This is a genomic window from Streptococcus sp. SPS1 (assembly GCF_030439915.1).
Classification (GTDB): domain Bacteria; phylum Bacillota; class Bacilli; order Lactobacillales; family Streptococcaceae; genus Streptococcus.
Window position 1 is genome coordinate 80,300 of the sequence record NZ_JAQFJG010000006.1, and the last position, 19,157, is coordinate 99,456.

Below are 19,157 nucleotides of genomic sequence, written 5' to 3' on the forward strand. Positions count from 1 at the left end.
GGTTGCTCAAAACACTGTTTTGAGGTTGTGGATAGAACTGACGAAGTCAGCTCAAAACACTGTTTTGAGGTCGCAGATAGAACTGACGAAGTCAGTAACATATACCTACGACAAGCCGACTCTGACGTGGTTTGAAGAGATTTTTGAAGAGTATTAACGAGGTGGTAGTCCAAGGGCAATACGGCCATAGCGACTGATTCGTGTGATTTTCCAAGCAGGCGACCAGGTAACTTCAACCTTGACATCTTCGATACCCTCGATTTGTTTCAGACCTGCGACGATTTCGATAGGCAAACTTTCGGCGCAATCGCAGGCGGTGTCAGTGAAGGTCATGACAATCTTGCAGAGACCCGTTTCGTCCAGATTGATTTCATAAATCAATCCTAGATTGTAAACATCCAATTCCACATCTGTATCAAAAACCTTCTCTAGTTTTTCGATAATTTGGTCTTGCAAGGCCAAAGCGCGGTCATTGATTTTGATATCGTCTCTCATTACAGTCCCTCCACCTGATAAATATCCTCTATTTTCTCATAATTCTGACAATTTGGCAAGTTTTTGATGAATTTTCTGAAAAATATGATAAAATGAAGAAAATACGGAATCAAGGGGAAGTCTATGGAGCAGATTGGAAAGGTCTTTAGACAATTACGAGAGTCAAGAAATATTTCGCTGAGACAGGCGACTGGGGGACAATTTTCGCCGTCTATGTTGTCCCGATTTGAAACAGGTCAAAGTGAGCTTTCGGTGGAAAAGTTTCTATTTGCACTAGAAAATATATCTGCCAGTGTGGAGGAAATTCTCTTTCTGGCAAGAGGTTTTCAGTATGATACAGATTCTGAGTTGAGAAAAGAAATTACGGATGTCTTGGATCCAAAGAATATAGCACCTCTCGAAGACTTGTATCGCAAAGAGTATGAAAAGCATGTCAATTCTCAAAACAAACAGAAACATATTCTAAATGCCATTATTATCAAGTCTTATATGAAGAGCATGGATGAAACGGTAGAGTTAACGGCAGAGGAAGGGAAAGTCCTTCATGACTATTTGTTTTCTACCGAGATTTGGGGAATCTATGAACTCAATTTGTTCTCGGTCAGTTCTCCGTTCTTATCTGTTTCTCTTTTTACTAGATATGTACGAGAAATGGTCCGCAAATCCGATTTTCTAATGGAAATGTCTGGTAATCGAAACCTTTTTCACACTATGCTATTGAATGGTTTTTTAGCTAGTATTGAGTGTGAAGAATTTACCAATGCCTCTTATTTTAAACGTGTCATCAAAGAGCATTTCTATAAGGAAAATGAGACCTATTTCCGAATTGTCTATTTGTGGGCGGAAGGTCTTCTTGATAGCAAGCAAGGCAGAGTCAAGGAAGGTCAGAAAAAGATGGAAGATGCTGTCCATATTTTTGAGATGCTTGGCTGTAACAAATCCGCCGAATACTATCGAAAAACGACCGATTGTTGAATATCTGCAAACTAAGAAAATCATTTGAAATTTTAAGCGATAGAACTCTTGCCCTCTCTCAGGTTATCAAAGAAGTTTTATCGTTTCTTTTTGTTCATTTTATTTGTTGCATATATTCAAAAGTTTTTCCTCTAAAATTTCTAAGTGCTATACTATAGTCATACTTCATATAGAACTTCGAACAAGAAGGGAGATTATCTATGAAACTATTGTTTAGAAATCAAGCTTATCGTCTCTTGACTTTGTCGCGATTTTTCAATGCTTTTGGTGCTTCGATTTTTAATCTGGTCTTTATCGTCTATGCATCGACCCTGCCACAAGCCTCCTTTGCTGTTGGTATGGCGAATATTGTCATGATTCTTCCGACTCTCTTTACAGTTTTTGTAGGGATTCGGGCAGATTACACGAGGAACAAGGTCAAATGGATGGTCTATAGCGGTTTGTTTCAGGCGGTTTTATTTTTTCTAGCAGCCTTAGTTGTTCAGCAAGCTAGTTTATTTGCCTTTTCTAGCCTGTGTTTAATCAATGTCATTAGTGATGTCATCAGTGATTTTGCAGGTGGTTTGCGCATGCCTCTCATTAAAGAAAAAGTAGCTGAAGATGATCTGATGGAGGCTTATTCTTTTTCCCAGTTCATCACCTATATTTCAGCTATTGGTGGTCAAGCTTTCGGAGTCTGGCTCTTAGGGCTATCGGTCAATAATTTTTCTCTCGTTGCGGGAATCAATGCCTGTTTTTTCCTCGTATCAGCTTCTGTTCTCTTTTTAGGAAGAAGCAAATTAAGCCTGCCAATGTCATCTACTGATGGTGAAAATCTAAAAAATGAGAAGCTTTCTATCAAAGACCAATTTCTAACGATTTATCGAAATTTACGCCTCGTTTTTCTTAAAAGTGGACAGAAAAACTTTGGTTTTATGCTCTTTGCTGTCTTGCTGATCAATGCCTTGGGTGGCGCTTTGGGTGGAATTTACAATATCTTCTTTTTGAGCCATTCTCTCTTGAATTTTTCTTATACAGAGGCATTATTTATCAGTCAATTCTGTGCTTTGTTAGCAATCATCATCAGTAGCCTTACGGGCAATGATTATTTTGGGAAGCAGTCCTTGCCTAGATTGATGATGTGGGTGACCGTAGGACTCAGTCTAGTTGGTCTAGCTAATTTATTCAATCAAGTCGTACTTGGTTTACTATTTATCTGTTCAACTCTGTATGTGTCTGGTAAAGTTCAACCAAAGATTAGTGCCTTGCTCCTGAAAAATCTAGCTCCAGAGGTTCTAGCTCGTACCAGTAATTTTTTAGGTCTATTGTTTACCTTATCCATACCTGTGGGAACAGCTTGTTTTTCACTAGTAGCCGTATGGAATATACAGTTGACTTGGATGCTATTTGTTGGTCTTTCCTTGCTAGCTATTTTTTTGACAATCCTTAATCTCAAAAATGATATCTAATACTCTTCGAAAATCTCTTCAAACCACGTCAGCGTCGCCTTACCGTAGATATGGTACTGACTTCGTCAGTTCTATCCACAACCTCAAAACATTGTTTTGAGCAACCTGCGGCTAACTTCCTAGTTTGCTTTTTGATTTTCATTGAGTATAAATCCTAATTTTGTTCTCACTGTTTTAATCCCTCTATTTATGGTAAAATAAGACTATTAAGTTTAAAGAGGATTCCCTATGAAATTACAAAAACCAAAAGGAACGCAGGATATTTTACCTGCTGAATCTGCCAAGTGGCAGTACGTTGAGGGCTTTGCCCGTGAGATTTTCAAGCGCTACAACTATGCAGAAGTGCGTACGCCTATTTTCGAGCATTACGAGGTCATCAGTCGCTCTGTCGGAGATACAACGGATATCGTAACCAAGGAAATGTACGACTTCTATGACAAGGGTGACCGTCATATTACCCTCCGTCCAGAAGGAACTGCGCCAGTTGTCCGTTCCTATGTGGAAAATAAACTTTTCGCCCCAGAAGTGCAAAAGCCAAGTAAGTTCTACTACATGGGCCCTATGTTCCGCTATGAGCGTCCACAGGCAGGACGTTTGCGCCAGTTCCACCAGATTGGTGTTGAGTGTTTTGGATCTAGCAATCCAGCTACCGATGTGGAAACCATCGCTATGGCAGCCCACTTCCTGAAAGAAATTGGCATCCAAGGTGTCAAATTGCACCTCAACACTCTTGGGAATCCTGAGAGTCGTGCGGCCTACCGTCAAGCCTTGATTGACTATTTGACACCGCTCAAGGAGACCTTGTCCAAGGATAGCCAACGCCGTTTGGAGGAAAATCCTCTCCGTGTCTTGGACTCTAAAGAAAAAGAAGACAAGGTAGCAGTAGAGAATGCGCCTTCTATCTTGGACTTCCTTGATGAAGAAAGCCAAGCACACTTTGATGCTGTGCGTCAGATGTTGGAGAATCTTGGAGTAGATTATATCATCGATACCAATATGGTGCGTGGTCTGGACTACTACAACCACACCATTTTCGAGTTTATCACAGAGATTGAGGGCAATGACCTGACCGTCTGTGCGGGTGGTCGTTACGATGGTTTGGTTTCTTACTTTGGAGGCCCTGAAACTGCTGGCTTTGGTTTTGGACTTGGTGTAGAGCGCCTGCTTCTCATTCTTGAAAAGCAAGGTGTGGCCCTCCCTATCGAAAACGCCCTAGATGTTTATATCGCAGTCTTGGGTCAGGGAGCAAATGTCAAGGCCTTGGAGTTGGTACAAGCCCTTCGCCAACAAGGTTTCAAAGCAGAGCGTGATTACCTCAACCGTAAGCTCAAAGCTCAATTCAAGTCAGCCGATGTCTTTGCGGCTAAGACCCTTATCACCCTAGGAGAGAGCGAAGTCGAAAGCGGACAAGTGACGGTTAAGAACAACCAAACCAGAGAAGAAGTGGAAGTGTCGCTTGAGACAATCAGCAAAAACTTCTCAGAAATCTTTGAAAAACTAGGATTTTAATGATAGATAAACTGGTCAGGATTTTACTCCTGACCTTTTTCTTTTGCAAAATGACAAAAATCATAAACTTTTTGACAAATATGCTTGTCAAAAAGAAAAAGATGTGTTACAATATAAACAAGTTAAGAAATAGGAGGGAGCCACATGTGGGTATGGATTTTGTTTCCTTTTCTCGTCTTGATTTATATGAGTCAATCTAAGAAAATCAAGCGGATAGAGAAGAGGTTAAAGGTAATCGAAAGAAAAGAGAAAGGAAATATAGAAATGTCAAGATTATTGCAAGAAATGATTGGAAAGAAACCAACAATCATTGGAGAACTATTTGGAACAAATTTTTGGGAAGTTGTGGATGTTGATGAGGAATGGGTCAAGCTACGATATGTAGACAAGACGGGAAAAGAAAAAATCAAGTTGCAACGTATTGAGGATATCCAAACAGTTGAATTTGACGGAGAGTAGGTGTGTAACATGCAACTTAAAAATCGTCTAAAAGAGCTTCGGGCTCGCGATGGTCTCAATCAAACCGACCTAGCCAAGCTGGCAGGGGTTTCCAGACAGACCGTTAGCCTACTAGAACGGGATGAGTACACCCCGTCCATTATCATTGCCCTGAAAATATCTCAAATTTTCAACGAAACAGTCGAATCGGTATTTCGCTTGGAGGAGGACGAGTGATGAACAAGTATAAAGTGATTTATTACATGAGTGTTCTTGCCCTCATTGTGAATGCTTTCGCTATGATTGGAACATTACTGGGGTGGTTCTATTTTGTTGAAAGTAAGTATTTATTTTGGGTTAACTTAGTCCTCTTGTCCATTTTCAACTGGTTGAAGAAGAAGGAGAAAAATGATGAACAAGTATAAAGTAATCTATTATGTAGTTGCCATAGCTTTATTAGTCAGCGTATTTCTATTGATTGGGATGGACTTAGGCTGGTTTAATCCCTATCAAAGTGACCAATTTATTTGGGCCTATTTTGCCCTCATCCCAGTAATTGACTGGATTGAAAAGAAATCCAAAAATCTAGCAAGTGAAAAAGGAGAATGAAAATGAAAAAGAAAAATAAAGGTGGATTGTTATTTTTAATGTCTGTTGTCTTTGGAGGTTTCTTGGGCGGTTTTGTAGGGATGTTTAAGGCTGCTACCGAATCCCACGGAATTATGTTAGATGTAAAAGTCTTGATACCATGGATATCAGCTATTTGTTTACTGATAGGTTTCATTAGTATGTTTTTGACTTTCAATTTCTTAAAGAAAAGCAGAAAATTTCACTCCTTGTATCAAGAGGAAATGGACGATGATCTGAATGAAACCTATTATGTGCAAATGAATCGTAATCTTGAGTTTGGAACCATTGCTTTTCATATTACAAGTGTAGCGATTTTATTGGCTCTCTTTATTTCAGGAAGTGAAGTGATTGTACTAGATAGAAGCAATCTAATCTTACCTCTTTCTTTTTTGGGATTAGTGTTGATTTTTAATGCTCAAAAATATTTTTATAAGACTATTGCGATTGTTCGTCAGTTTGATTTGGCATTTTTCTCTACACCAAAGGATTATTTAGACTATGTCAATTCTTACGATGAGGGGGAGCGCCAGGCTAATTTGGAACAGAGTTTTCGAATTTTATTCCAATTAAACCAATATGTCTTGCCAGGTCTCTACTTTTTGATTGCTCTCTTTTCCTTGCTGACAGGAGAGATTCAGTTACTAGCTTTCTTGCTGGTAGGAGTGATCCATATTTATATCGGTGTGATGCAGTTGCCTATGGTGAAACGTTATTTTAAATAAAGGAGTTTCTATGATTCGTGTTGAAAATGTAAGCAAAAGTTTTGGGAGCAAAAAAGCTCTTCATCAGATTTCTTTTGAGATTAAGGAGGGTGAAATCTTTGGTTTTCTTGGGCCTTCTGGCTCAGGTAAAACAACCATGATCAATGTCTTAACAGGTCAGTTGGCTGCAGATCAAGGTAAAACAGTTTTGTTAGGTAAGAATTCTCAAGATTTAACCTCAAATGATTTGGAACAAATTGGTATTGTTAGTGATGGCAGTGGTTTTTATGAAAAGATGAGTCTTTACAAAAATCTTCTCATCTATGCTAAGTTATATGGCCTCAAAACAGAAAGAGTAAATCAGGTGCTCCAACAGGTTGGATTGGCAGATGCTAAAGATATTATCGCAGAAAAACTATCTACAGGAATGAAACAACGAATGTTCTTGGCTCGTGCCCTTCTGAATGCACCTAAGATTCTCTTTCTAGATGAGCCAACTAGTGGTTTAGACCCTACAACATCTAAGATGATTCATACCCTACTTCAAGAATTAAAGCAGGCGGGGACAACTATCTTTCTGACCACGCATGATATGAATGAAGCAACTCTGCTTTGTGATCGCTTATCTCTTTTGAATAAGGGGAATTTAATAGAGTATGGAAGTCCGCAAGATATTATCCAGAAGTACCATGTGGATAAGAAAGTACGTGTAGCTTATAAAGATGGACGAGAACAGATAGTTCCATTTGAAGAATTGCCACATTTAGACACGACAGATTTGATGGTGGTTCACTCTTGTGAGCCGACACTAGAAGAAATCTTTATCAGATTGACAGGAGAAAAGTTAGATGTTTAGAAAATTAAATGCCCTACTATGGTTAAGAGTGCAAGTTCTTATTAGCAATTCAACTTTGTTGGCAACTTTATTGATGCCTTTTGGTACTGCTGTTCTATATAATGAATTTTCAAATAAGGATGGACAATTGAGCCTATTTTTACTATCTGCTAGCTTGACGATGGTCTTGAGCATGGGAAGTGGTTATATGGTATCGATTATGATGGCAGAAGATAAGGAAAAACGAAATCTCAAATCACTCATCCTAAGTGGTGTGACAGCAATAGAATATACTTTCAGTATGCTCGTTCTACCTATTTTGATAATGTTGGTTGCTATGATTGTACTTCCCATCTATCTTAAAGTAGATGTATCTGGTTATTTAGTTGCCTATGCTATCTATTTGCTCCTAGCAACTATTTGTATTATTTTTCTCAACCTTCTAATCGGTGCGGTGTCAGATACTCAATCTAAAGCGCAAGTCTATAGTATCTTTCCTATGTTAATTGTCTCTATTTTACCCATGATTGCTTCTCAAAATGATACGGTTCAAAAAGTGTTGGATTACTCGTTCGTTGGTCCTATTGTAAATCTTTTAAATAAAAAAGGTGGAGAAATATCTTTTTCTAACATCGGTATGTTACTTGCCTGGGTACTTGTGTTAGGAATAGCGAACCTCTTTGTATTGAAAAATAGCTATAAAGCAAGATAGGAGACCTTTATGAAACTACTTAAAAACTTTGGCTGGTTTCTTCTAGCTGTTCTATCCTTTTTATTCATCTATGGCTTCATTCAGGTGCTCGCGACTACGTCGCTTGCCTTAGGCGCTTCACCCTATGCTGTGACCTTGCTCTATGTGGCTTTGGCTGGAGTTTATGTGTACGGCATTTACAAATGGTATCAGAAAGGTCCTGTTCGTATTGAGAAGAGTGGCTTCAACCGATTTATTTGGCTTCCTGCCTTGGTTTGGTTCTTATCTCTGGTTGTCCAGTTTTTCTTGCCAAATGATCCTTCAGTAAATCAGCAAATAGCGATAGACTTGACCTTGTCTCAACCACTTTTCTCATTCTTTGCGGTCGTTATTTTTGCTCCTTTGACGGAAGAACTTATCTTTAGAGGGATGTTGGCACGCTATCTCTTTCCTAAGCAGGACAATAGTAAACAAACTCTGCTTTTCCTTCTGGTATCCAGTGTTTTGTTTGCCTTAGGTCATTTCCCAGGTGATGTGCAACAATTTTTTGTCTATTTTAGCCTTGGTTTTAGTTTGGGCTTGGCCTATATTAGCAGAAAAGGTCTAGTCTACAGTATTTCTCTTCACGCTTTGAATAATTTAGTCGGCTTTTTGATGATTCTCATGCTATAATAGAGTCAGGAGGTCACATGAAACGAGTAATTTTATTAGCAGTGATTCAAGCAGTTGTTCTATTTTTCATCATTGGGGGATTAGCTTATGCCTTCAAAGGCGATTTCTTTTATAGCCATCTAGCAGTTGTCTTTGCCCCTATTGCCGGTGTCTTGCGCTTTGGGACAGCTTACACAACAGAAATCGTCTTGCCTCGAAAGGCAGCTGAAATTGCTGAAAAGCGTAAAGCAGGCAAAAATTCAAAATAAAAGAGTCCGGTGAAGTTCATCGGATTTTTGTATGGGCGTTAATTTTTAAAGACTGGCAAACTTTTCTGCTGATTTTCATGAAGAGCCTGCGCTTTTATGGTAAAATAGTAACAGAATAAAAGAGGAGAGAAACAATGAAACGTAGTATGTATGCTGGTCGTGTTCGTGAGGAACACATCGGACAAGAAATGACCTTGAAAGGATGGGTTGGCCGTCGTCGTGACCTTGGTGGTTTGATCTTTATCGATCTTCGTGACCGTGAAGGAATCATGCAGTTGGTTATCAACCCTGAAAAAGTCTCTGCAGAGGTCATGGCAACAGCTGAAAGCCTTCGTAGCGAATTTGTTATCGAGGTGACTGGTCAGGTCGCTGCGCGTGAGCAAGCCAATGATAAGTTGCCAACTGGTGCAGTTGAGTTAAACGTGACAGCTCTGACAGTGCTGAATACAGCTAAGACAACCCCATTTGAGATTAAGGATGGCATTGAGGCCAATGACGATACACGTTTGCGTTACCGTTACCTTGACCTTCGTCGTCCAGAAATGTTGGAAAATCTCAAACTTCGTGCTAAGGTGACTCACTCTATCCGTAACTACTTGGATGAGTTGGAATTTATCGACGTAGAGACACCATTCCTTTCTAAGTCAACACCAGAAGGAGCGCGTGACTATTTGGTGCCATCTCGTGTTAATAAAGGGCATTTTTACGCGCTTCCTCAAAGTCCACAAATCACGAAACAGCTCTTGATGAATGCTGGTTTTGACCGTTACTACCAAATCGTTAAATGTTTCCGTGACGAGGACTTGCGTGGTGACCGCCAGCCTGAGTTCACTCAGGTCGACTTGGAAACGTCTTTCCTTACTGAGCAAGAAATCCAAGATATCACAGAAGGTTTGATTGCGCGCGTCATGAAAGAAACTAAAGGCATCGAAGTGACGCTTCCATTCCCTCGTATGAAATACGATGACGCTATGGCTCTTTATGGTTCTGATAAGCCTGATACGCGTTTTGACATGTTGCTTCAGGACTTGACAGAAGTGGTCAAAGGTGTAGACTTTAAAGTCTTTTCAGAAGCACCTGCTGTAAAAGCCATTGTGGTCAAAGGAGCTGCGGACAACTATTCACGTAAAGACATCGACAAGATGACGGAAGTAGCCAAACAGTATGGTGCCAAAGGTCTTGCTTGGGTCAAGGTAGTTGATGGAGAATTAAACGGACCAGTTGCCAAGTTCTTGACTGGCATCCAAGCAGAATTGACAACAGCGCTTGCTCTTGAAGACAAGGACTTGGTTCTCTTTGTGGCGGATACGCTTGAAGTGGCTAATGCAACACTTGGTGCCCTTCGTGGACGTATTGCCAAAGAACTTGGTTTGATTGATAATGATAAATTCAACTTCCTTTGGGTGGTTGACTGGCCAATGTTTGAATGGTCTGAAGAAGAAGGGCGTTACATGAGTGCCCACCATCCATTCACCCTTCCACAGGAAGAGACTGCTCACGAATTAGAATGTGATTTGGCTAAGGTTCGTGCCATTGCTTACGATATCGTCTTGAACGGTTATGAGCTTGGTGGTGGTAGTCTTCGTATCAACCAAAAAGACCTTCAAGAACGTATGTTCAAGGCTCTTGGTTTCTCATCTGAAGAAGCAAATGATCAGTTTGGTTTCCTTCTTGAAGCTATGGACTATGGTTTCCCACCACACGGTGGCTTGGCTATCGGGCTTGACCGATTTGTTATGCTCTTAGCAGGGGAAGAAAATATCCGTGAAGTCATTGCCTTTCCTAAGAATAACAAGGCAACTGACCCAATGACACAAGCTCCTTCAACAGTAGCGCTCAAACAACTAGAGGAACTCAGCTTACAAGTAGAAGAAGATGAAACAAGCAAAACGAATTAAGCGGTGGCGCTATTATCTGCGCCGCTTTGCTCATCAGATAAAAATTTTACGTGTCTTACAAAGCATCTCTCGCGAAAAATATGATGAGAAGATTTCGGCCTCTCTGGTCTATGGTTTTTTATCAGCAGTAGCGGTCAATTTCTTTTTTCAACCGGGGCATGTGTATTCGAGTGGTGCGACAGGTCTGGCACAGATTATCTCTGCCTTGAGTAATCACTGGTTTGGTTTTCATATCCCGATTTCGCTGACCTTCTACGCCATTAACTTCCCTTTGATGGTTTTGGCTTGGTATCAGATTGGCCATAAGTTCACCGTCTTTACCTTTATCACGGTATCCATGAGTTCCTTCTTTATCCAGTTTGTCCCTGTGGCGACCTTAACGGAGGATCCCATTATCAATGCCCTTTTTGGGGGTGTTGTCATGGGCTTGGGGATTGGTTTTGCTCTTCGAAACAATATCTCCAGTGGTGGGACGGATATCGTCAGCCTGACCATTCGCAAGAAAACGGGTAAGAATGTCGGTAGTATTTCTTTCTTGGTAAATGGGACTATCATGCTAATAGCAGGTTTGACCTTTGGTTGGAAATACGCTCTCTACTCTATGATTACCATTTTTGTCTCTAGCCGTGTGACAGACGCCGTCTTTACCAAGCAAAAACGCATGCAGGCCATGATTGTGACCAATCATCCAGATAAAGTAATTGAGAAAATCCATAAAAAATTGCACCGCGGAGCAACCATGATCCACGATGCAGAAGGAACCTATAATCACGAGAGAAAGGCAGTTTTAATTACTGTCATTACACGTGCAGAGTTTAATGAATTTAAACAGATTATGAAACAGGTGGATCCAGGCGCCTTTGTCTCTGTATCTGAGAATGTTCATATTCTGGGACGATTCGTTGAAACAGAAAATTAGTGATAAAAAAACCAGCGCGAGCTGGTTTTTATTTTTCAATAATTTTGTGGGCGATTAACTGACGGTAGCAGATTTGTCTATTTTCTTTAGAATCATTGATGATGCAGAGAATAGTTTCTAAAGAAGTGCGTCCGAGGGCTAGGCTATTGATATCTATATAGGCTGCCAAATTGAGCTTAGGATTAATCGAGTCAAAGCTGAGAACAGGGACATCCAGCTGGTGTTTGGCAATATAGTCACAAACACCTTCAGCTAGGAGGCTATCAGTTGTGATGATAGCGTCAATCATAGGATCGTGCTTGAATAATCGCTTGCTAAATTTATAGCCCTTTTCTTCCAGAAACTCGTCTGCAAAGTAGATGCGATTGTTGTCAGTGGTAAGTTTGTAATGTTTCAGCGCCTGTTCATAGCCTGTTAAACGGTCTTTGGTCACGAAGAGCTTTTTACTTCCTCCGATAAAGGCAATGCGTTTGCAGCCTTTTTTGATGAAATATTCAGTCGCATCAAAGCCAGCTTGAACGTTGTCATTATCGACAAGTGGAATGAAGGGGGACAGAGATTTTCCGAGGATGAGGAAGGGGAACTGCTCATCAGCCACCAGTTTGACTAAAGGATCTTCCTCTTCGGCATAAAGGAAAATTAAACCGTCTACACGTTTACCATAGACCATTTGTGAGATGGCAGTAAGACGCTCCTTCTCATCTTTCCCTGTTGCTATCTGAATGGCATAGTGGTTTTCAGATGCGACTTGAGAGATGCCGCGTAGGACTGATGGAAAGAAAGGATTCTGGTAGAAGGCATCTGAATCATCAGGAAGAACTAAGCCGATAACTTGCGTATAACTGCTTACCAAACTGCGAGCGTTGAGGTTGGGGTGGTAATTGAGCTCCTTCATCGCCTTGCGAACGCGTTTTTTCGTTTCGTCGCTAATGGTTGATTTATTTTGAATAACACGGGTTACGGTTGAAGGCGAAACACCAGCAGCCTTGGCCACGTCTTTAATCGTAACGGGCATAAAAATCTCCTATTTATGGTAATCTGGATCACGGAAATGTGTTTTATAAAAGATAGTGACCAGATATAGAACAAAAAGAATGTTTTGTACAGTGATGAGGGTTGACATATTTTGGCCAAACAATCCCAAAATAAGTGTAATCAGAGTCGGCAATCCTAAACAATTCAAGATAAAATGGTAGCACTCTTTAAAGGTTCTAAATGAAAAGAGGCGTGATTTCTTAGTGATATAAAGGAGAAGACTAGCTCCTAGAGAGACGATAAAGAAATTCAAACCAAAGAGGAAGCTAGCACCGAGAACTAGGAAGAGACTGATATAGACACGATTTTGTTGGTACCAGTCTTTAGAAATCGCTTGGGTTAAGCTGTCCTTGCTTTTGAAACTCTCAGTCTGAATAGCTCGGTAATAGATGCGTGTCAACTCTTTACTTTCCTTGCTGATGACTAGCTCATTTGTATCGAAATGCAGTTGCAAGTCCTTCGGGAACTCCTTACTTGGGCTTGGACCAATCACAACAGAAGGCGCTTGATTAGCTGTTCCTGTATAAGTTAATGTGCCATCGACAATTCTAGCATGTTCAGAGAGATCCTGAACAACCTTATCTGTCAATGGTTCATAGACATTATCGATAAAGGTTTCTAGCGGATAAGTCTCCTGTGAGCTGTTTTGAATGGCAATGGGTACCATAGACAAGCTGATAAGGAAGATACTGGTAAAGAGAAGTTGAAACCAGTTGAGCCCGAAACGTTTGGACAGGGGCTTACGAAATCCCCAAATACTTGAAAAATAGGAAAATGGATATGGAAGCATAGGTATCTTTCTAAAAGGTGTTTTCTATATGAGTATTATTATATAGAGAAATGTGCTTTATTTCAAGTCTAGGAGAGAAATTGCTTATCGCAAGGATATTATTTACAGTAGCAATCGCTAATAGTCAATGAAAATCAAAGAGCAAACTAGGAAGCTAGCCGCAGGTTGCTCAAAGCACGGCTTTGAGGTTGGAGATGCAGCTGACGTGGTTTGAAGAGATTTTCGAAGAGTATAAAATGAAAAAGGGTGGCGGGGATATATTATCCCTTGTCGCCACCACTTGTAAGTCCTGAAACAAAGTTCTTTTGTAGGAAGAAGAAGAGAATACAGATTGGAAGGGCGATGAGGATAGCACCTGCTGAGAAGTAGGCAATCTTCATGTTTTTCACATTGCTAACGAAGGTTTGGAGACCTACGGCAACAGTAAAGTATTCTTTCTCACGAAGCAAGAAACTAGAGAGGATGTAGTCCCCGAAAGGTCCCATGAAGGCCCAGAGAGCTTGTACGGCAACCATTGGGCGAACGAGTGGGAGGACAATTTGCCAGAAGCGACGGAAGTGTCCTGCACCGTCTAGTTTTGCAGATTCGTCTAAAGACATTGGCACTGTATCGAAGTAGCCTTTCATGAGCCAAGCATTCATCGGGATACCACCACCAACGTAGAGGAAGATGAGGAACCAGCTGTGGTTAAGGGCGTTCAACATAAGCGCCATAACGAAGAAGGCTGTCAAAGCGGCCATAGTTGGCACCATTTGGATAATCAAGAAGAAGACCAAACTTTGTTTACGAGCCAAGAAGTTGTAACGGCTGTAAGCATAACCAGCAAGTACGATAATACTTGTTTGAACAGCCATGGTAATCAAGGCGATAATCAAAGTGTTGAGGTACCAAGTACCGTACAAGGTTTCAGTGAAGAGGCCTTTAAAGTTATCAAAATTGAGGTCGATGTTAGTATCTAGTTTAAAGGCTGAGACGTTACCTGCTTTAAAGGCTGACATGATGGTAATCAAAAGTGGATAGATAATGACAATTGATAGACCAATCAGGTAAAGGTAAGTAAGGGTTTGAGTCAGTCTACGTTTGAGTTTAATTGAGTTATTCATCTTAGACGTCCTCCATATCAAATGCGTGTAGTTTCTTGAATGCGATCATAGAGATTGAGATGACAATGATAGAGATAATCAAGGTAACAGCTGCCGCCATTGAGTATTGAGGAGATGTACCTGTTGTCAAACGGTAGATCCATGAGATCAAGATATCTGTTGAACCAGCTCCTCCACCGACACTACCAGGTCCTCCACCATTGAAGAGGTACATGATAGAGAAGTTGTTAAAGTTGAAGGTGTATTGACTGATCAAAGTAGGTGCCGCAACGGCCAAGATCATTGGGAAAGTGATGTTGCGGAATTTTTGCCAAGCATTGGCACCGTCAATATAAGCTGCTTCGTAAAGGTCGTTAGGAATAGATTGCAAGATACCCAAGGTCAAAACGTAGATGTATGGGAATCCAAGCCAACCTTGCATCATAATCAAGGCAACCTTTGTCCAAGTAGGGTCTGTTTTCCAAGGGATAAGAGCCCCATCAAGGAAAGGAAGGAATTTAGCAAAGATCGGCAAGACTTGAGTGTTGATAGCGCCGACACTATCATTAAACATATTTGAGAATGTCAAGATAGTGATGAAGGCTGGGACAGCCCAAGGAAGAAGGAAAATAACACCGAAGATACGTTTTCCTTTGATAAATGGTTGGTTAGCAATGATAGCTGTGAAGATACCAATCACGATCTGCAAAGTTGAGGCAGATAAAGCCCAAATGATAGTCCAAGAAAGAACAGAACCGAAGGCAGAACGGAAGGTACTCAAGCTCCAAATGTTTGTAAAGTTGGTCAAACCAACCCAGTCCAACAATTTGTTTGGTGGCAAGTGTTGGAAGTCGTAGTTGGTAAAGGCGATCATCAAGGTTACGATAACTGGGAAGATAATCGCAAAAGTCATTGCAATATAAGATGGAATGATCAAGAGGTAAGGGAAGCCATTTTCATAGATTCCTTTGACCATTTCTTTAAAGGTAAGTGCTACTGGAATACCATTATTAATGTGTTTGGCAGTTGTATGAGCATCTTTGATATTTGCGAAATAAAAGAGTACATAAACAACTACAAAGATTAAATGGAAGGCACCACGAATCAGCATAAAGAGGGAATTGTCACGACCTGGCTTGTCACCAAGAGTGATGAGATTGCTCAATTCAGGGGCTGCAAGTGCTAGGAAGTAGAGGACAAATACGATGGTTACACCAAGGAAGATAAAACCTTTGGCTTTTTGTTTATTGTAAATCTGTCCTAACCCAGGAATGATAGACAGCAGGGCTGCTTTACTAGGTTGTTGCTTTTCCATAATAACTCCTTTCATAGGATACTGGTTTCTACATAAAACCTAAACTATTTGTGTTTTTGTTGATAAATTCAAAGGGGGATTTGATTTCCACCCCCCCTTGAACAAATTTTTTATTCACCAAATTTTTGTTTGATTGTTTCTTTGATCAATGTTACAGCATCGTTAGCTGCTGTTTTAGCATCTTTCTTACCGCTTACAGCTTCAAACAACATTGTTTTAGCTGGGTCCCAAACTGCTGACATTTGAGAGATGTTTGGCATTGGTTGAGCGTTCTTGAATTGTTTGATAACAGCTGTTGTCAACTCATCGTTTTTACCTTCAGCGTATGAACGAGCTTCAGTGTTAGCTGGGATTTCGTTAGTCTTATCGTAGAAGGCTTTTTGTTGTTCAGTTGAAACAAGGAAGTCTACAAATTTTTGAGCAGCTTCAAGGTTCTTAGTGCTTGATGGGATAATCCAAGCTTTACCACCACCAAATGCTGCGTAGTCTTTTCCGTTTGGAAGAGTTGGGATAGTTGCAACACCGTAGTTTACTTTAGCGTCTTTGAAGGCTTGAGCTTTCCAAGGTCCATCGATGATAGCAGCTGTTTTACCTTCTTGGAATTGAGTTTGGATTAGGTTTCCAGCTCCTTCCGTATCTTGCATACCTTTAGGCCATTTTTCATACCAAGTTTTAGCGTATTCTACACCTTTGATAGCGCCGTCGTTTGCAAGACCGATGTCTTTAGCGTCTTTACCGTTTTGTCCGAATACGTAACCGCCGTTACCAGCAAGAAGTCCGTATGCAAAGTAGAAGTTTGTCCAGTCAGCTAGGAAAGCAGAAGTTTTTCCATCTTCTCCAGCGAATGCGTATTTGCTATCTTTAGCAAGGTTTTCCAAGTCAGCAAATGTTTTTGGAGCTTCTTTTACCAAGTCTTTGTTGTAGTACATAACAAGTGACTCGATAACGGCAGGAGCACCGTAAACTTTACCGTCAGCAGCTGTTACAAGAGATTTAGTTTTATCATCTGTTTTAGCACCGTCGCTCAATTTCACTTCTGAAAGTTGTCCGTCAGTACCAAGGCTACCTACACGGTCGTATGGAGCCATCATAACGTCAGGAGCTTGACCTGATTGGTTGTCAAGAGAAAGTTTGTCAAGCCCACCCATTTGGTCACCAGATTTGATGTTAACTGTTGTTCCTGATTGTTCTTTATAAGCTTTAGCTACTGTTTCAGCATAAGCTTTGTATTGGTCCTCAACGTAAAGAGTGATTTCTTTCGCTTCAGATGAACCAGAATCAGCAGGTTTATCAGCAGTTTTGCTTCCGCAAGCTACCAAAAGCAAGCTAGCAAGTGTAGCAGTTCCAAGCACAGCAGCGCTCTTCATGAATTTAGATGACATAGTGTATTCCTCCTAAAGAATAACAAGTTTTATTGACAAGAAAAACGCAAACGTTTTCCTTTATGAGCTTAGTATAGCACAAATAGAAAACGGTTGCAAGTGTTTTTGTTAAAAATTTTAAAAAAATTTTAAGCTTGATTTGATAGCATGATTTTACTTTTTATATAGAAGAAAAGTGTGAAATAGATAAGAATACAGTATTTTTAATAAAAAATAGATGGAATCTGTCTAAAGAGGGAAATCAGGAGGGGCTATTTCCTTGTTTCTAATCCCTATCTATTTTCTATAGACCTTTGTGCCTCCTACATATAAATTAAAGTTTTTTTAAGGAGGTTTTGCACTTTGTAGACTGTTTCATGAGAGTCAAACTTTAGGATTAGATAGTTTCAAGTTATCTTTGCTAAAATGAGTTAGTCTCCTTAAAAATAATCAAAAAAGTTTTTTTAAAAACGCTTGCAATTATGCTTGAAAAGGAGTATACTTATAAGTAGCGCAAACGTTTGCGTCTGTTAAAATACGCAACGTTCCATTATTTTAACACATGAGGTGCTATTATGAAAAAACGTCAAAGTGGTGTGTTGATGCACATCTCTTCTCTCCCAGGAGCTTACGGAATCGGATCATTTGGTCAAAGTGCTTACGACTTCGTTGATTTCTTGGTTCGTACAAAACAACGTTACTGGCAAATCCTTCCATTAGGAACAACTAGTTACGGGGATTCTCCTTACCAATCTTTCTCAGCCTTCGCAGGAAACACTCATTTTATCGATTTAGATATCTTGGTGGAGCAAGGTTTGTTGGAAGTAAGTGACCTTGAAGGAGTTGACTTTGGTAGCGATGCGTCTGAAGTTGACTATGCTAAGATTTACTATGCACGTCGTCCTCTTTTAGAAAAAGCGGTGAAACGTTTCTTTGAAGTCGGAGATGTTAAAGATTTTGAGAAATTTGCTCAAGACAACCAATCATGGCTTGAGCTCTTTGCTGAGTATATGGCTATCAAAGAGCATTTTGACAATCTTGCTTGGACAGAATGGCCAGATGCAGATGCTCGTGCTCGTAAAGCTTCAGCACTTGAAAGCTACCGTGAGCAATTAGCAGACAAGTTGGTTTACCACCGTGTGACGCAATACTTCTTCTTCCAACAATGGTTGAAATTGAAAGCTTACGCAAACGACAACCACATCGAAATCGTTGGGGACATGCCAATCTACGTAGCGGAAGATTCAAGCGATATGTGGGCAAATCCACATCTCTTCAAGACAGATGTCAATGGTAAGGCTACTTGCATCGCCGGATGCCCACCAGATGAATTTTCTGCAACTGGTCAGCTTTGGGGTAACCCAATCTATGACTGGGAAGCAATGGACAAAGACGGCTACAAATGGTGGATTGAACGCTTGCGTGAAAGCTTCAAAATCTACGACATCGTTCGTATCGACCACTTCCGTGGTTTCGAATCTTACTGGGAAATCCCTGCTGGTTCTGATACAGCAGCACCTGGTGAGTGGGTGAAAGGTCCGGGCTACAAGCTTTTTGCAGCCGTTAAGGAAGAACTTGGTGAGCTAAACATCATCGCAGAAGACCTTGGCTTCATGACAGATGAAGTTATTGAGTTGCGTGAACGTACTGGCTTCCCAGGAATGAAGATTCTTCAATTTGCCTTCAACCCAGAAGACGAAAGTATCGATAGCCCACACTTGGCACCTGCTAACTCAGTTATGTACACAGGAACACACGATAACAATACGGTCCTTGGTTGGTACCGTAACGAGATCGATGATGCGACTCGTGAGTACATGGCTCGCTACACTAATCGTAAAGAATACGAAACAGTGCCACATGCTATGCTTCGTACAGTCTTTTCATCAGTTAGCTTCATGGCAATTGCAACTATGCAAGATTTGCTAGAATTGGATGAGACAGCTCGTATGAACTTCCCATCTACCCTTGGTGGAAACTGGTCTTGGCGTATGACTGAAGATCAATTGACACCAGCTGTCGAGGAAGGCTTGCTTGACTTGACAACAATCTATCGACGAATTAATGAAAATTTGGTAGAATTAAAGAAATAATACAATATCAGGAGACACCTTA

Annotated in this window: 21 protein-coding genes; 15 read left to right on the forward strand and 6 right to left on the reverse strand. The window is 40.6% G+C overall.

Features of this window, described 5'->3' with window-relative positions; translation table 11 throughout:
* Positions 1-153 precede the first annotated feature (153 nt).
* Positions 154-495: a metal-sulfur cluster assembly factor gene (locus PCY12_RS06020; RefSeq protein WP_001204052.1), complete on the reverse strand. Its 342-nt coding sequence runs from the start codon at positions 493-495 to the stop codon at positions 154-156.
* A 123-nt stretch (positions 496-618) separates the two neighbouring features.
* Between PCY12_RS06020 and PCY12_RS06025 the strand changes: the two genes are divergently transcribed.
* The 14 genes from PCY12_RS06025 to PCY12_RS06090 all read left to right on the forward strand — a co-directional run bounded on the left by PCY12_RS06025 (position 619) and on the right by PCY12_RS06090 (position 11,459).
* Positions 619-1,470: a helix-turn-helix domain-containing protein gene (locus PCY12_RS06025; protein WP_000434960.1), complete on the forward strand. Its 852-nt coding sequence runs from the start codon at positions 619-621 to the stop codon at positions 1,468-1,470.
* Between the two features lie 200 nt (positions 1,471-1,670).
* On the forward strand, positions 1,671-2,918 hold the full coding sequence (locus tag PCY12_RS06030) for a transporter (RefSeq protein WP_301352037.1): 1,248 nt from the start codon (positions 1,671-1,673) through the stop codon (positions 2,916-2,918).
* A 228-nt stretch (positions 2,919-3,146) separates the two neighbouring features.
* Positions 3,147-4,427, forward strand: coding sequence for a histidine--tRNA ligase (gene hisS / locus PCY12_RS06035; protein ID WP_301352039.1), 1,281 nt, complete (start codon positions 3,147-3,149; stop codon positions 4,425-4,427).
* Positions 4,428-4,571: 144 nt separating this feature from the next.
* Positions 4,572-4,886 (forward strand): hypothetical protein, encoded by a 315-nt coding sequence (locus tag PCY12_RS06040; protein ID WP_261075351.1) that lies wholly within the window; start codon positions 4,572-4,574, stop codon positions 4,884-4,886.
* 9 nt (positions 4,887-4,895) lie between these two features.
* Positions 4,896-5,102 (forward strand): helix-turn-helix transcriptional regulator, encoded by a 207-nt coding sequence (locus PCY12_RS06045; protein WP_001176231.1) that lies wholly within the window; start codon positions 4,896-4,898, stop codon positions 5,100-5,102.
* The gene (locus PCY12_RS06050; protein WP_049513531.1) at positions 5,102-5,290 is read left to right on the forward strand and encodes a hypothetical protein; all 189 of its coding nucleotides are present in this window, start codon (positions 5,102-5,104) and stop codon (positions 5,288-5,290) included. The genes PCY12_RS06045 and PCY12_RS06050 overlap by 1 nt, the downstream gene beginning before the upstream one ends.
* Positions 5,277-5,474, forward strand: a complete 198-nt coding sequence (locus PCY12_RS06055) for a hypothetical protein (RefSeq protein WP_301352041.1) — start codon at positions 5,277-5,279, stop codon at positions 5,472-5,474. Before PCY12_RS06050 ends, PCY12_RS06055 begins: the two co-directional genes overlap by 14 nt.
* A 2-nt stretch (positions 5,475-5,476) precedes the next feature.
* Positions 5,477-6,217, forward strand: a complete 741-nt coding sequence (locus tag PCY12_RS06060; RefSeq protein WP_261066175.1) for a DUF3169 family protein — start codon at positions 5,477-5,479, stop codon at positions 6,215-6,217.
* 10 nt (positions 6,218-6,227) lie between these two features.
* Positions 6,228-7,052 (forward strand): ABC transporter ATP-binding protein, encoded by an 825-nt coding sequence (locus PCY12_RS06065; protein WP_261066174.1) that lies wholly within the window; start codon positions 6,228-6,230, stop codon positions 7,050-7,052.
* Positions 7,045-7,743, forward strand: a complete 699-nt coding sequence (locus PCY12_RS06070) for an ABC transporter permease (RefSeq protein WP_301352043.1) — start codon at positions 7,045-7,047, stop codon at positions 7,741-7,743. Before PCY12_RS06065 ends, PCY12_RS06070 begins: the two co-directional genes overlap by 8 nt.
* A gap of 9 nt (positions 7,744-7,752) precedes the next feature.
* The gene (locus PCY12_RS06075; protein WP_301352045.1) at positions 7,753-8,394 is read left to right on the forward strand and encodes a type II CAAX endopeptidase family protein; all 642 of its coding nucleotides are present in this window, start codon (positions 7,753-7,755) and stop codon (positions 8,392-8,394) included.
* A gap of 17 nt (positions 8,395-8,411) precedes the next feature.
* Positions 8,412-8,642, forward strand: a complete 231-nt coding sequence (locus PCY12_RS06080) for a hypothetical protein (protein ID WP_020902364.1) — start codon at positions 8,412-8,414, stop codon at positions 8,640-8,642.
* A 134-nt stretch (positions 8,643-8,776) separates the two neighbouring features.
* Complete coding sequence (aspS, locus tag PCY12_RS06085; RefSeq protein ID WP_301352046.1) at positions 8,777-10,540, forward strand: aspartate--tRNA ligase; 1,764 nt, start codon at positions 8,777-8,779, stop codon at positions 10,538-10,540.
* Positions 10,518-11,459, forward strand: a complete 942-nt coding sequence (locus tag PCY12_RS06090; RefSeq protein WP_000806276.1) for a YitT family protein — start codon at positions 10,518-10,520, stop codon at positions 11,457-11,459. The genes aspS and PCY12_RS06090 overlap by 23 nt, the downstream gene beginning before the upstream one ends.
* Positions 11,460-11,487: 28 nt before the next feature.
* Here PCY12_RS06090 and PCY12_RS06095 read toward each other — a convergent pair whose 3' ends face one another.
* The 5 genes from PCY12_RS06095 to PCY12_RS06115 form a co-directional block, all read right to left on the reverse strand.
* On the reverse strand, positions 11,488-12,474 hold the full coding sequence (locus PCY12_RS06095) for a LacI family DNA-binding transcriptional regulator (protein WP_301352048.1): 987 nt from the start codon (positions 12,472-12,474) through the stop codon (positions 11,488-11,490).
* Between the two features lie 9 nt (positions 12,475-12,483).
* A complete protein-coding gene (locus PCY12_RS06100) occupies positions 12,484-13,284 on the reverse strand; it encodes a DUF1189 domain-containing protein (RefSeq protein WP_301352049.1) in 801 nt (266 codons plus the stop codon).
* A 260-nt stretch (positions 13,285-13,544) separates the two neighbouring features.
* Positions 13,545-14,387: a sugar ABC transporter permease gene (locus tag PCY12_RS06105; protein ID WP_004236955.1), complete on the reverse strand. Its 843-nt coding sequence runs from the start codon at positions 14,385-14,387 to the stop codon at positions 13,545-13,547.
* A 1-nt stretch (position 14,388) separates the two neighbouring features.
* Positions 14,389-15,681, reverse strand: coding sequence for a sugar ABC transporter permease (locus PCY12_RS06110; RefSeq protein WP_000414955.1), 1,293 nt, complete (start codon positions 15,679-15,681; stop codon positions 14,389-14,391).
* Positions 15,682-15,791: 110 nt separating this feature from the next.
* Entirely contained in the window at positions 15,792-17,063 is a 1,272-nt protein-coding gene (locus PCY12_RS06115; protein WP_000095466.1) for an extracellular solute-binding protein, read from the reverse strand.
* Positions 17,064-17,617: 554 nt separating this feature from the next.
* On the opposite strand from PCY12_RS06115, the gene malQ reads away from it, so the two are divergent.
* The gene (gene malQ / locus PCY12_RS06120; RefSeq protein WP_166736741.1) at positions 17,618-19,135 is read left to right on the forward strand and encodes a 4-alpha-glucanotransferase; all 1,518 of its coding nucleotides are present in this window, start codon (positions 17,618-17,620) and stop codon (positions 19,133-19,135) included.
* Positions 19,136-19,157: the final 22 nt, after the last annotated feature.

Bases quoted from the DNA above. Each gene is read 5' to 3' on its own strand.
- PCY12_RS06020 (WP_001204052.1), bottom strand. From the start codon at position 495: ATGAGAGACGATATCAAAATCAATGACCGCGCTTTGGCCTTGCAAGAC.
- PCY12_RS06025 (WP_000434960.1), top strand. From the start codon at position 619: ATGGAGCAGATTGGAAAGGTCTTTAGACAATTACGAGAGTCAAGAAAT.
- PCY12_RS06030 (WP_301352037.1), top strand. From the start codon at position 1,671: ATGAAACTATTGTTTAGAAATCAAGCTTATCGTCTCTTGACTTTGTCG.
- hisS (WP_301352039.1), top strand. From the start codon at position 3,147: ATGAAATTACAAAAACCAAAAGGAACGCAGGATATTTTACCTGCTGAA.
- PCY12_RS06040 (WP_261075351.1), top strand. From the start codon at position 4,572: ATGTGGGTATGGATTTTGTTTCCTTTTCTCGTCTTGATTTATATGAGT.
- PCY12_RS06045 (WP_001176231.1), top strand. From the start codon at position 4,896: ATGCAACTTAAAAATCGTCTAAAAGAGCTTCGGGCTCGCGATGGTCTC.
- PCY12_RS06050 (WP_049513531.1), top strand. From the start codon at position 5,102: ATGAACAAGTATAAAGTGATTTATTACATGAGTGTTCTTGCCCTCATT.
- PCY12_RS06055 (WP_301352041.1), top strand. From the start codon at position 5,277: ATGAACAAGTATAAAGTAATCTATTATGTAGTTGCCATAGCTTTATTA.
- PCY12_RS06060 (WP_261066175.1), top strand. From the start codon at position 5,477: ATGAAAAAGAAAAATAAAGGTGGATTGTTATTTTTAATGTCTGTTGTC.
- PCY12_RS06065 (WP_261066174.1), top strand. From the start codon at position 6,228: ATGATTCGTGTTGAAAATGTAAGCAAAAGTTTTGGGAGCAAAAAAGCT.
- PCY12_RS06070 (WP_301352043.1), top strand. From the start codon at position 7,045: ATGTTTAGAAAATTAAATGCCCTACTATGGTTAAGAGTGCAAGTTCTT.
- PCY12_RS06075 (WP_301352045.1), top strand. From the start codon at position 7,753: ATGAAACTACTTAAAAACTTTGGCTGGTTTCTTCTAGCTGTTCTATCC.
- PCY12_RS06080 (WP_020902364.1), top strand. From the start codon at position 8,412: ATGAAACGAGTAATTTTATTAGCAGTGATTCAAGCAGTTGTTCTATTT.
- aspS (WP_301352046.1), top strand. From the start codon at position 8,777: ATGAAACGTAGTATGTATGCTGGTCGTGTTCGTGAGGAACACATCGGA.
- PCY12_RS06090 (WP_000806276.1), top strand. From the start codon at position 10,518: ATGAAACAAGCAAAACGAATTAAGCGGTGGCGCTATTATCTGCGCCGC.
- PCY12_RS06095 (WP_301352048.1), bottom strand. From the start codon at position 12,474: ATGCCCGTTACGATTAAAGACGTGGCCAAGGCTGCTGGTGTTTCGCCT.
- PCY12_RS06100 (WP_301352049.1), bottom strand. From the start codon at position 13,284: ATGCTTCCATATCCATTTTCCTATTTTTCAAGTATTTGGGGATTTCGT.
- PCY12_RS06105 (WP_004236955.1), bottom strand. From the start codon at position 14,387: ATGAATAACTCAATTAAACTCAAACGTAGACTGACTCAAACCCTTACT.
- PCY12_RS06110 (WP_000414955.1), bottom strand. From the start codon at position 15,681: ATGGAAAAGCAACAACCTAGTAAAGCAGCCCTGCTGTCTATCATTCCT.
- PCY12_RS06115 (WP_000095466.1), bottom strand. From the start codon at position 17,063: ATGTCATCTAAATTCATGAAGAGCGCTGCTGTGCTTGGAACTGCTACA.
- malQ (WP_166736741.1), top strand. From the start codon at position 17,618: ATGAAAAAACGTCAAAGTGGTGTGTTGATGCACATCTCTTCTCTCCCA.